This window comes from Nocardia jiangxiensis NBRC 101359 (assembly GCF_000308615.1).
In the GTDB taxonomy this organism is placed as follows: domain Bacteria; phylum Actinomycetota; class Actinomycetes; order Mycobacteriales; family Mycobacteriaceae; genus Nocardia; species Nocardia jiangxiensis.
The window spans coordinates 18,812-32,640 of sequence record NZ_BAGB01000012.1 but is presented as its reverse complement, the minus strand read 5'-3'; the positions used below and the strand labels follow the sequence as shown (position 1 = coordinate 32,640).

General features: G+C 69.2%; 1 protein-coding gene. It reads right to left on the bottom strand.

What is annotated here, in order from left to right:
• Positions 1–139 precede the first annotated feature (139 nt).
• The gene (locus ON40_RS54305) at positions 140–13,624 is read right to left on the bottom strand and encodes an amino acid adenylation domain-containing protein (protein WP_245567645.1); all 13,485 of its coding nucleotides are present in this window, start codon (positions 13,622–13,624) and stop codon (positions 140–142) included.
• Positions 13,625–13,829 lie beyond the last annotated feature (205 nt).

Below are 13,829 nucleotides of genomic sequence, written 5' to 3'. Positions count from 1 at the left end.
AACCGGTGCGCCGACTCCCCCGCGGGCCGTGCGACATCCCGCCCGACGATACGTCACCAGCGGCCGCCACATCATCCCGGATCGCCGCTGTCCGAAGAGATTTCAGCCCCGCGGCGCATCCGGTCGAGGTTGCGGGACATTATCGGCCCACCCCGGCATCGCTCGGCGCGGGCTCGATGTGCAGGTCCAGATCCGCGATCAGAGTGTGCGGCGCTGCCGCGATCTGCCGGATCACCGATGCCAGCCCGTAGGACAGGACATTCGCTACAGATTCGCTGATCTCTTCGGTCAGATAGCGTAGCGACAACCGGATCGGCCCGTTCAGCACCACGGCCACCGCGACCCGATCGGCGAACGCGGGCGCCGAATCGACACCGGCGATGCGGATGCCGTCGATGATTCCGGACAGTTCGGCCAGGTCGGCGGCGTCGTCGCGGAACATCACCACCGAATCCAGCAGCCGATCCACACCGAGGGACCGGGCCATATCGGCCTGACTCGGGCAGTAGTGCCCGGGGCGGGCCGACCACTCCGACCGGATCCGCAGCAGCAGTTCTTCCAGAGATTCGTCCGGCTCCGGGCGCACCCGCACCGGAACGATGCCGCCGAACCGGCCCACCAGCGTGTCGATGTGCGGCACCTGTGGGGAACGTCCAGGGGCGACGACGCCGAACACCACATCGTCGCGATCGGCGAATCGCCCGAGCAGCAGACCCCAGGCCGCCTGCACCACCATCTGCACCGTCACGCCCAGGCGGGTGGCCAGACCGCTCAGTTCCACGGCGTCGGCGGGCAGCAGCTCCACGCTGACTTCCGCAGTGGCCGAGGAGGTTTCGCGATCGCCGTCGCCGTGTGCGAACAGCGCCGGTGTGTGATATCCGGACAACGCCTCCCGCCAGACCGCCCGCGCCGCGGCGCCGTTCTGCTCGGCCAGCCACATCGGGTAGGCACGATACGGATGGACCGCGGGCAGCTGCCGCGAGCGCGGACCGCGCGCGTAGACGGTCAGCAGATCGCGCATGACCAGCCGCAACGATCGATCGTCGAGCAGCAGCGGATGTGCGGTGAGCAGGATCCGATGCGTGCCGCTCGCCGATTTCAGCAATGCGATCCGGAGCAGAGGCGCGTACTGCGGATCGAACGGCGCGAGTCGATCCGCGGCCTGATAGCGCTCGACCTCCACCCGCGCGTCGGCCGCCGCCAGATCGGTGAAATCGACTGTTCGCCAAGAGATGTCGACGGGATCCGAAATCACCTGAACCGATCCGTACGACCGGTCCCCGAAGGCCACGCGCAGCCCGTCGTGCCGGTCGAGTACGGCCTGCGCGGACAGGCGCAGTCGCCGGTCGTCGAGCGGGCCGCGCAGATCCACGGCGAATTGCGCGGCGCCGGTGCTGTGCGCGGTCGCGAGCAGGCCCATCTGCCCGGGCGCGACCGGCCAGATCTCGGCGAGATCCGGGTTGTCGTGCCGGAGCCGGTCGATATCGTCCTGGGTCAGCGGCACCATCGGGAAGTCCGAGGGGGTGAAACCGCCCGCCTCCGGCCGGGTTCCGTGCTCGGCGAGGCCGCCCAGCGACCGAACCCAGTGTCCGGCCAGCTCTTTGACCTCGTCCGCCTCCAGAACCGCGGACGCGTAATCGAATCGGGCCCGGAAGCCCTCCGCGGTCGCGTCCACGGTGATATCGAGGAACAGATCGGCGGCCGGAGTGTCCGGGTAAGGGCGCGCAGGTCGCAGGTCGCGATAGCGGAATGCCGTGCGGCCGTGGGCGAGTGCCGACATCTCCGGGGAAGTGGCCGGGTCGAGGTAACGCAGCAGGCCGTACTGCGCACCGCCTGCGGGCACCGTGCGACGCTGCTCCTTCACCCGGGAGATGGCCGCACCGGCCGAGGCACCGCCGCGCAGGGCGTCGTCCGGGTCGATGCCCTCGACGTTCGGCACCAACGGGTAGGTCGCGGTGAAACCGCCCACCGCACCGGCGGATTCACCTCCCCCGAGCGCTCGGCCGTCCACGGTCAGCTGCACCACCGGGCCGAGGATCTCGGCCGCGCGGGTATCCGGCACCATCGCCAGTGCCAGCGCCGTGAGCAGAACGTCCTCGACGTCCGTGTGATACGAGGCCGCCACCGATGCCACCGCCGCCGCACCCTCCGCGGTGATCACCAGCGACACCCGGCCGCGAGCGGTGAGATCCACACCATCCAAAGCACTTTCGGCGGGCAGGTCGGCCAGTGCGCGCCGCCACCAGGACACCTCGTGACGCACCGAATCGTCGGCCGCGGGCCGGGCGAGTGCCTGCGCGACCGCGTCGGGTGCGGCCGGCGCGGAGTCGCCGAGCACGGTGTGACCGCCCGACCATGCCTGGGACAGTTCCTCGATGATGATCCGCCACGAGGCGTCGTCCACGACCAAACCATTGGCCGCCACCACGAGGGTGCGCGAATCATCTTGCGGTTCAGCGGATTCCGGCGGGTCGATCAGGCCGAAGCCGATATTGCGGCCCTGGCCGGGATCCAGCTCCACGGCCAGCGTGCGCACCGCCATCTCCGCGACGCCCTCCGAGTGGACGAACCGGCGCGGTGAGATGTCGGGAGGCGTCTGGGCGAGTACCAGCCGAGCCTCGCGGGCCGACCCCGCGAAGACGGGCGACCACGCGCGCAACGGGTCGTCACCGGACCGGCCCGGCACCGCGAGACGTGCTGACAGCAGCGGATGCCGCTCCAGGAGCGTCCGCACGGCGGCGCGGATGTTCTCGGTGGGCACCCCGGCCGGAATGTCCAGGGCGATGGCGCGGCTCTCCCGGCCGGACGGGTCGATCTCCAGCAGCCGGACCGCTCGCGGTGGCAGCGGGAGCGAACCGTGGTCGTCCGGTTCGGTTTCGGAGGTCGATGGCATCGACTCGGCGACCGCATCCGGTTCGGCGGGCTCGGCCGCACGCGCGCCGCGCCGCGGGAGGGCGGGCGCAGAGGTGCTGCGGTTCGGGAGCGCTCGTCGGGGCGAGGTGTGCGCCGGCGCGGACAAGGCTGTGGCGCTGTCGAATTCCTCCGGAGGCGGGGCGCTCGCGCGGGCCTCGGCGATGATTCGTTCCGCAGGGGTCATCGGGCGATCGGCCGGTGCGGGGTGCTCTGCGTACTCGGACTGCTCAGGCTGTTCCGGGTATTCGCGATATTCGGAGTATTCGGCCTGCTCGGAGTAGTCGGCCTCCTGGGAGTATCCGCCCTCTTGCGAGTATCCGGCCTGTTCCGAATGCTCGGCTTCCCACGAGTACGCGGTCTGCTCCGAATACTCGGCCTCCTGCGAGTACCCGGCCTGCTCCGAATATCCCGCGTGTTCGAGTTGCTCCGACTGGTCGGCGTACTCGGCGTGTTCGGTGTATCCGGGCTGTTCCAGCTGCTCAGGCAACCCGTGGTACTCAGCCTGTTCCGCGTACGCCGTCTGCTCCGAGTACTCCTGTGCCGCGTACTGCGCCTCTTCCGAGTACCCGCCCTGCGCGGAATAGTCGTCCTGCTCGGAATATCCGGCCTGCTCGGCGTGCCACGACCCGTCCGCCGCCGAATACTCTTCTGCCACGGCGCGATCGGTCACCACGACCTCCACACCGTCCAGGGATGCGGGGTCCACCGTGCGCAGTGCCGCCTCGGGCAGGAACGCGTGCGTCACCCGTTCGGAGCGGATCAGCCGCGCCAGCTCCGGGCCGCCGCCGATGGTCGCGGGGGCCACGACCAGCGCCGCGGCCGCGCCGAGGGCCAGGACCAGTTCGAGCACGGCCTCGTCCGAGGACGGCGCCGCCAGGGCCAGCACGCGTGAATCACGGTGCAGCCGATAGTGACTCGCCTGTTCGGCCAGATCGGCCAGATCCTCGTGGGCCACCACGATGCCCTGGCTGTGATCGATGTCGGCCGACCCGTACAGCACGTACGCGCCGTCGTCCGGCAGCAAGGCGGTGATCCGCTCGGCATCCGAAATCGGCTCGCCCGCTTGTGAATCCACCTCCGCAGCGAAGTTCGGGTGGTCCAGAACCAGCCATTCGCCATCGATCTGCGGCAGGCCCGCGATGGCAGCGCGAACCGTCACGCCCAGGATCGCACCGGAATCCGACACCAGATCGGTGATCCGGTCACCGGGCAGACTCGGCTCGACCGGCACCACCGCCGCGCCGGTCTTGGCAACCGACCACAGGGTCACCAATGCCTCGAGCGAGCGCGGAATCGCCACGGCCACCGGCTTCTCCGGTCCCGCACCGAGCTGAACCAGGCGCCTGGCCAGCTTGGACGATGCGCGATCGAGCTGGAGGTAGGTGAAACTGCGACCCCGGAACACCACCGCCGGACCGTTCGGATTGGTGGCCACGGCGGAGGTCATGAGTTCCGGGATGGTGCGCGGCCGGGCGGCCTGCTCACCCAGCTGAACCGGCGTGCCCAGCGCGACCGACCAGAATTCCCACACCGCCAGATCGGATGTCGCAGCCGTCGCCAGGAGCGCGCGGCCGTCGGCATCCAAGCCGAATTCGGATGTGCTGCCGGTCAATTGTCCCACGGCACCGGCGTGTGAGACGACCACCCGCTCGGCCCCGGCGGACTGGATGATCCATGCCGGATGTGCGGCGCGCAGCGGTTCGATCCGTTCCGCATCCGCGAGCCGGTGAGTCGGAATGCCCTCCAGATTCAGTCGGTCGATCCGCACGACCATCGGCTGCCCACCCGTGGCGGGCCGGTGCGCGGGCGTGCGTCCGATCGGGGTGAGCAGTTCGGTCGGCGCGTCGAAACTCCCGTCCCCACCGGAACGATTCGACGCCACGAAGGGATACTCCGCATCGGCCAGCACACAGACCGGCCCCGCTCCCGCGAGAATCTCCCGGTTGCGTTCCACCGCCCCCTCCGGATCGATGGGCAGCGCCGCACCCCCGGCCTTCGCGACCGCGTACACGGCCACACCGAGATCCACCGATCGCCGAACAGCAAGCGCCACAACCGATCCGCGCCCGACCCCGAGTGAAATCAGATACCGCGCCAGCCGGTTGGCCCACGCATCCAACTGCCCGAGCGTGAACTCCGTTGCCCCACTTCCGCTCTCCGCGGCAGAGGCAATGATTCCCACGCCCTCGGGCCCGGCTTCGGCCGCCTCTTCCAGCAGCGAGACCAGGGTCGGCCCATCACCGGAACCCGCATCCTCGGAAGCCTCGGAATCACTACGCCACCCGGCATCCAAGCTCCGGTGATCGGCCGAATCCTCGTAGGCATCATTTCCGTACCCGGAGTCCCAACCGGCACTGTCTCGTCCACTTGCCGAGGCGACGGCATCGCTCGCGTCGACCTCGCTGCCCTGGGAACCGAGCGCGGAACCCCAACGCCCGTTGGCGGAATCGTCGCCCTGGAATTCATCCACAGGCCGGTCCACGGAATCCAGGGGGTCGGATCCCGCCTGGTTCGCAAGCTCGGTCTCCTCGGCCGACGCTGGTGCCCGTCGCAGGCTGTGCAAACCGAACACCGAGCCTCTGGCCACCTTGGTGTCACTCCGATCGTTGTCAGAACCACCGGTCTCGACCTCGTCCGCCACGAATCCCCGCGGACGTTCCGGTACCCGTCCGGAGACCTCGGCGTCATTCTCATCACCGACATCACCAGGCGATTGCGGCTCGCCGGTGCCACGCCGCTCCTCGGCCTTCTCTGGTGCGAAGCTGGACCCGCGACGCCGAGCCAACCGCGGCAGCGCGGAAAGTGCGTCGACGGACTCGGCGTCCCGGCCGGCTCGCCCGGAAACCTCGCTACCGTCCTCACCGACACCACCACCGGGCGACTGCCATTCACCGGCCGCACGCGAATTCTCGGGGCCCTCTGCGGCAGCGCCGGACCCCCGACGCCGAGCCAGCGGCGGCAGCGCGGCGATCGGATCGGCAGACTCGACATCCCGATGAGCACGGCCAGAAACCTCGGCATCGTTGTCACCAACGACATCACCAGTAGATTGCGATTCACCAGCCTCACGCCACTCGTCGGATACCTCCGCTGCGGCGCGAGACCCCCGACGCCGAGTCAACGGCGGCAGCGAGGCGATCGAATCGGCAGACTCGACATCCCGATGAGCCGGCCCGGAATCCTGAGCGGCTGTGTCGAAGTCGTCGGCTGCTGATGCATCAGAAGTTGCGCCGAGTACGGCCGGGTGGTCGGCGTTCACTGGTTGCGGAGCCGAGATCGTCAGGGCAGCAGCAGTTTCAGTGCTGTCTGCTGTCGCGTCGTCGGAGCGGGTGGATAGTTCGGGAGCGCCGATGCCGATGGCGCCCAGGGGTTGGGCGGGATCGCTGACCAGGGTGGTCAGGAGGTCGGCCAGACCGGCGGTCAGGTCTTCGGCCGCAGTGCGGTCGAAAATGTCTGTGGCGTAAGCGATTCTGCCGTCGATACCGGACGGGTTGCCGTCCGAGTCGTAGGTTTCGGTGACGGTCAGGCTCAGGTCTACCGGTGCGACCTCCAGCTCGGTGTCGATGTCCTCGACCGTCAGACCGGGCAGATCCATCGTGATACGCGCAGGGGTCTGCACCGACACGCCCACCTGGAACAGGGGGTTGTGGGCGGTGGAACGGCCGAGACCGAGCGCCTCCACCAGGCTCGCGAACGGCAGGTCCGCATGCGCGAACGCCTGCTCGCGGCTGTCTCGCTGGCGAATCAGCAAGTCACTGAACGACTCCGCGGGATCCAGGCGGGTGCGCAGCACAACCGTATTGACGAATGTGCCGATCAGATCCTCGAACTCGCCCGCGGCACGACCCGGGACCGGAGTGCCGATCGCGATGTCGTCACCGTTCGACAGACGGGCCAGGAAGGCCGCGACGGCGGTCTGCAGGACGGTGGACAGAGTCGTCGCATGGGTGTGCGCGAGTTCCAGCAGGGCGGTGTGTGTGGCGGCATCGATGTGGACGCCGGTCCACGCGCCGGCCATCGACGCCACCGCCGGACGGGGGCCACCGCCGGGCAGATCGAGTACCTCGGGCAGCCCCGCGAGTTCACCGCGCCAGTAAGCGATCTGCTGGGCGGCAACCGATTCCGGATCCGATTCCGCGCCGAGCACGGTGCGCTGCCAGCGCACGTAATCCGCGTACTGCGCCGACAATGGCGCCCACCGCGGCGAATGGTTCGCGGTCCGCGCCGCATAGGCGACCATCAGATCGCCGACGATCGGGCCCAGCGCGGAGTTGTCCGCCGCAATGCGGTGCACGACGACAGCGAGCACGTATTCCCGGCGCGAACCCGGCGCCAGATCGGAGATTTCGAACAACTGCACCCGCAGCGGCAGTTCGGTGGTCACGTCGAACGGCGCGGCCGCGAGTTCCCGCACCGCCGCCTCGACCTCGGCCGCGCCGATCCGTTGCGCTGCCAGCGCAGGGCGCGGCGCGGCGGACAGCACCTGCTGCACCGCAACCGAATCCGCTTCTGCCGCAGCCGGATATACCGTGCGCAGCACCTCGTGCCGGGCGATCACGTCGTCCAGCGCCACACCCAGCGATTCCACATCCAGGCTGCCGGTCAGCCGCAGGGCGAACGGCAGGTGGTAAGCCGCCGGAACAGGCCCTCCCGCATCGTGTTCCGCCTGATTGAGCGCCCACAGCCACTCCTGCGCGGGCGAGAGCGGCACCGGTTCGACATCCGCCGCGACAGCGACGTCCGCAGCCTCGTCCGATTCCGGGCCCTGCGGCACCGACGGGCGAGGCAGCAGCATCGTTCGAGGCTCGGCCTGAGAATCGTTGTCCGACAACCACTCCGGTGCCGAATTCGAATCCGTCTCGCGGTCGGACCGCCGCAGCGGAAGACTCGGCAGCCCTGGTGACTGCGCGGGCTGTTCCGCACCGGACTCCGACGACGACTCAGTCGGCGACCCTCCTGCACCCGAACGCAATCCACGATCGAACCCCGCCCGCAGCGAGGACAGCCCGGACTGCAGTTTCGGCGAATCCGGCTCCGCGTCCGCCGTCGACTCCTCGGACGCCCATTCCTGGTCGCCCGGGTCGGACTCGGCCAGATCGTCATCGGCCGCATCGGACTCCGGCGACGACACCACCCGCGGCAGCCATCCGGCCTCCCGACGCGACGCCCTACCGGACCCCGAACGTGCCGAATCGGACTCCGGCTGCCCGTCGTCCGCGGCGCCGGACTCCGATGAGGACACCACCCGCGGCGACCACCCGGCCGCACGACGCGGCAACCGACCGGACTCCGCTCGCGAGGACGAATCGGACTCCGCCTGATCATCACGCGCCGCACCGGCCTCGTCCGAGGGCACCACTCGCGGCGACCACCCGGCCTGCGACCTCGACCCCGGAACATCTCCGGATCCCAGCTCCGACGATCCCGAACCATCCGGCGCGGAGTCGGAATCCTCTTGCGGTGCAGTCTGATTCGAATCAGATACCGCCGCGGCTTCCGACGAGGCGGTATCCGATTCGCCGACCTCGGCCCGGCGGCGAGCCGCATCCCGTGAGCGTCGCGGAAGTGGCGTGCGCCGTTCGGACTCCGTCGAGTCCGGTCCCGCCGACGCGTCGGGATCCGACAACGGACCGAGCTTCCACTGCTTGGACAACCATCCTGACTCCGCCGCAGAATCGGGCTCGTCGCGCACCGGCGTCTCGTTCTGCACCGGGGATGAGGAAACGGGATCGCCCGTGCGTGGCGGCTCGACGGTATCGACACGCACGACCTTCAGCGAGGACGACGTCTCGACACCGAGCGAGGGATCCGGCAGCGCGCGACGGTCGAGTTTACCCGCGGTCGTGCGCGGCAGCGCGTCCATGGGGACGACGACGTCCGGAATGAACTCCTCCGGAAGGACTTCCGCCAGCGAGGCCGCCACCCGCTCGGTGACGATCCGCTTCTCCGCGCGCGGCGCGACGTAGGCGACGAGCCGACCGTCCCGCGCCACCACCACCGCATCCCCGACCGAGGACTGCGCGAGCAGCGCGACTTCGATTTCGCCGGGTTCGATCCGCCGACCGCGAATGTTGATCTGAAAATCGGTGCGGCCCAGGAAATCCAGGCGCGCGGGCAGTTCACCCGAACCCTCGCGCCACACGACCAGATCGCCGGTGCGGTACATCCGGCCCCCGGCATCCTGGCCCGAGAACGGATCGGCCACGAACCGATCCGCGGTCAGATCGGGTCGATTCGCGTAGCCGCGGGCCAGTGCCGCGCCGGCAAGGTACAGCTCACCCGGAACACCCACCGGCACCGGACGCAACCGGTCGTCCAGCACGTAGACGCGAGTGTTCCACTGCGGCAACCCGATCGGCACATTCGCCCCGTCCGCGCTCCCGGCGGGCCAGTACGTCACCGAGACCGCGGCCTCGGTCGGACCGTACAGGTTGTGCACGCGCGCATCGCTGATCCGCTGGAACGCCGTGACGGTCCACGCGGGCAGCACCTCGCCGATCACGAAGATCTCCCGCAGCGTCGGGCAGATGCCCGGCGCGGTGCGGTCCACGAATGCCGCGAGCTGCGAGGGTACGAAGTCGGTGACCGTAACACCGTGCGCGATGATGGATTCCGCGAGATACAGCGGATCCGTGCGCCCTGCGGCGGCCAACCGCAGCCGCGCCCCGGCCCGCAGCGGCAGGAAGTATCCCCACAGCGAGGCGTCGTAGGTCGGCGGGGTCTTCTGCAGGTACACGTCGTCGCTCGCCAGCGGATAGGCCGCGAGCATCCAGGCGAGCTGGTGGTCGATGGCCGCATGCGAGACCATCACGCCCTTCGGACGCCCGGTCGACCCCGAGGTGAAGATGACATAGGCCGGATGGCCGGGACGCAGTGGACGCGACAACTCTTCGGGCCGGACCGGACTCGGGTCGAATCCGCTCAGATCCATGGTGTCCAACCGCAGAACCTGCGTATCGGGCGGCACCGGAACCGAATCCGCGACGGTGCTGACCACGCAGACCGGGCGCACCGTGTCGAGGATGTACCCGATCCGCTCGGCCGGATGATCCGGATCCACCGGTACGTAGGCGCCACCGGCCGTGACGATCGCATACATCCCGATCAGCAGATCCAACGATGGTGAAATCGCCAGTACCACCATGGTCTCCGGCCCGACGCCGCGCGAGATCAGCAGGCGCGCAAGCTGATTCACCCGGACATCGAATTCGGTGTAGGTCAGTTCGAGCTCGGCGCTGGACACCGCGATCGCGTCGGGATGCTCCCGCACCGCACGCCGATAGCCGTCCAGCAGCAGTCCGGGCTCGACGGAGTACCGAGTGTTGTTCCAGTCGCCCAGGATTCGCATCCGCTCGTCGGGCTGCAGCAACTCCACATCCCCGACCGGACGGCGCGGATCGGCCGTGACCGCCTCGAGCAACAGGACGAGACGTTCGGCGAATCCGGCGACGGTGATCTCGTCGAACAGGTCGGTGGCATAGGTGAACGTGGCCGACAACCCGTCGGCTTCGCCGTCCCGCGTCCGCGGGAACACGTTCAGCCGCAGGTCGAACTCCGCGACACCGCTGTCGAATTCCACTGCGGTAGCGGACAATCCGGGCAGGTTGACCTGGGAGACCTCCTGCTCGCGAACCGTCAGCGCGACCCGCAACCACGACGGATACACCCGCGCGGACTCGCCCAGCGCCTCGGCCAGCAGCCCGAACGGCAGCTCGGCATGCTCGGAGGCGACCAGGTCGTCGTTGGTCACCGTCGCCAGCAGGTCGGCGAAGGACATGGTCGGATCGAGCCGGGCGCGCAGGATCAGCGGATTCTCGAAAAGCCCGATGGCACTGCCGAGTTCACGCGCCCTGCGGCCCGAAGCCGCTGTGCACACGACGATGTCGCCCGCACCCGACAGCCGTGCGATCAGAGCCGCGAATCCCGTGTGCAGCGCGGTGAACAGCGTGCCGCCCGCGGTGCAGGCGAGGTCCAGGAGTCCGGCGTGCACCTCGCGATCCACCGTGAAGGCGTATACCGCACCGCGTCCCGAGGGCACCGCGGGCCGCGGCCGGTCCGCCGGTAGGTCCGGGCCGTCCGTGATCCCCGCCAAAGCCGTTCGCCAGTAAGCGATCTCCTGCGCAGCAACCGAATCCGGTTGCGCCGCATCACCGAGCACGGATCGCTGCCACAACGCATAGTCGGCGTACTGCACGGGCAGCGGAGCCCACGACGGTTTGGCCCGATTGCGCCGCCCCAACAGGGCCACCGCGAGATCGCGCAGGAACGGCGTCACACTGGCCTCGTCCGCGGCGATGCGATGCGCCACGACGACGACCACATGATCGTCCTCGCCGATCTGGGCGATGCCGATCCGAACCGGAATCTCGGTGGTCACATCGAACGCGATCCGCGCGTATTCGCCGAGCCAGTCCTCGATCTCGGATTCTTCCAGCGGCTCGGGCGCCAGATCCGCGAGCACCCGATCCAGCGGCAGCACGACCTGATATCCGCGCTCGTCCGACACCGGATACGCCGTCCGCAGCATCTCGTGCCGCTCGATGACGTCGACCACCGCAACCTGCAGCGCCTCCACCCGGATCCGCGCGCTGATCCGCACGGCGAAGCACACGTTGTGCGCCGCCGTCTCAGGATCCGACCGGTTGATCGCCCACATCCGCTGCTGCGCCGCCGACAACGGCACCCCCGGCAGCTCCGTGTCCTCGAACTCCACGGTGGTCGAAGGCCGCGGCATCGCCGTGAGCGGAATTGCTACGGCACTGGTTTCGGCCTCCGGACCCGACTCCGGCTCGGCGGCCGCGTCGAGTACCGACTGCTCGCTGCCCGCATCGGCAGTCCCCGCCGATTCCCGCCCACCGACAAGATCGTTCGCATCGAACGACCGATCTTCCCTCGGCCGCACATCGGAAGTATCGGCGGAAATCGCCTCCGCCGCAGTATCTTCCGCATCCGGGTCGACATCCGCCCAGCGCGTCACCGGTTCCTCCGCGGACAGCGGATCGAACCCACTTCCCAACGCGCCGGTCGCATTCGAGTCGGCACGCTCGCCACCCGAAACATCCGCCGGACCCGAACCCGAAGCCGTTGCGCCGGACGAATCCCACACGGCGAGCGAATGATCGATCTCGGTTGAGGGCACACCAGCCGAATCCGTCTCCGCAACAACCTGTTCGCCGCGCGCCGGGCCACCGATCCGCAAGTCCGGCCCCCACTCGGCAGCCGAATCCTCCGACGCCCGACCGATCGTCGGCACGGCGGAGCGCACCTCGACGGAATCCGTGTCGGAGACACCCGCGCCCGGCTGGGCCGCATCCCCGGCACCCACATCGGCTGAACCCTCGACCGACGACCGCTCGAGCCGATCCCGCACACCGGGCATGATCCCGGCAGTCACCACCGGGGCAGCAGGGCCGACGTACTCGACAGCGCCATCGGCCGAACGACGCACCAGATCCCCGGTGCGGAACAGTCGCGAATCGGCGGCGGAGAGCCCGACGCCATCGGGTTTGCCGAGGAACGGATTCGCCACGAAATGCGCCGCGGTCTGCGCCGGCCGCCGCAGGTATCCGCGCGCCAGCTGCGCACCGGCGACGTACAGCTCGCCGGTTTCCCCGTCCGGAACCGGCGAAAGCCGTTCATCCAGCACATATTCGGTGACGCCCGGATTCGGCGCACCGATTCCGGATGCCTCGGCAGGCGAATCCGGCGCACCGACATTGGTCAGCACCGTGGTCTCCGCGGACCCGTATCCGTGCAGGAAACGACGCACCGCAGCCCCGAACGGGCCCGCGCCGATCGGCCGCGTCCAGTCGTCCACCAGCTCGGGCGGATACGACCGGCCCGCGCAGATCACCACGCGCAATTCGTCCAGTCCGGCCGGATCCAACGATTCCAGCACCTCGGACGGCAGATACGCGTGTGTGACGTCCTCGCGCAGCAGCAGCGGAGCCAGTTCGTCGCCACCTCGCACGGTCGGCGCGGCCACCACCATCGTGGCCGCACCGCCGACGGCGAGCAGCAGTTCCAGCACCGACGCGTCGTCCGAGGGGGCCGCGAACGCCAACGTCCGCGAATCGCCGTCGGCCTGATAACGCGCCCGCTGCGCATCGGACAGCGCCGACAGTCCGGCCTGGGTGACCACGACGCCGTGCGGTGCGCCGATCGCGTCGACGGTGTACACCACGTAGGCCGGATGTTCGGCGCGCAGCGGGCGCAGCCGGTCGGCGTAGGTGACCGGGTCGGCGGCGAATTCCTCAAGCTCCACGGCGATTCCGGCGGTATCGACGGCCAGCCAGGGCGTCGTGCCGGGCAGTGCCGGGCGGGTCGCCGCGACGGTCAGTCCCAGCACCACCCCCGAATCCACGACGATGTGCGCGATGCGCTGGGCCGGATCGTCCGGATCCACCGGCACGAATCCCGCACCCGCCTTGGCGACCGCCCACAGCGCGATCACCGCTTCGAGTGACCGCGGAAAAGCCACGGCCACCAGGTCTTCCGGGCCGATTCCGCGGGCGATCAGCAGACGCGCCAGACGCGTGGACCGCTCGTCCAGCTCGGCATAGGTCAGCTCCGCGAGGGTGCTCGTCGCATCCGCGAGCACGATCGCGATGCCGTCCGGATCGGCTTCGACCGCGGTCGACATCAGCTGGGGCAGGGTGATCACGCGGGTCCGGCGGCTCCGGGACGGCCGCTGGCGAGTCGGCCGGCTCATGCTGGGAACCCTTGCCGGGTCACGTTGCGCCGTCCGAACACCCGAAGCACGTTGCCTCACACCCTGCCTGTTGTTGCTCATGCGCCGCTGGGGACGCCACCCTCGATCGATCGAACACGACAGCGGCCGATATCACCATCGTGCGGATATTCCGTGGCGGAGGGTAGCCGCCCGCGGAACCAGACCATTGTGGAGTACGGAGCCC

Bases quoted from the DNA above. Each gene is read 5' to 3' on its own strand.
- ON40_RS54305 (WP_245567645.1), bottom strand. From the start codon at position 13,624: ATGAGCCGGCCGACTCGCCAGCGGCCGTCCCGGAGCCGCCGGACCCGC.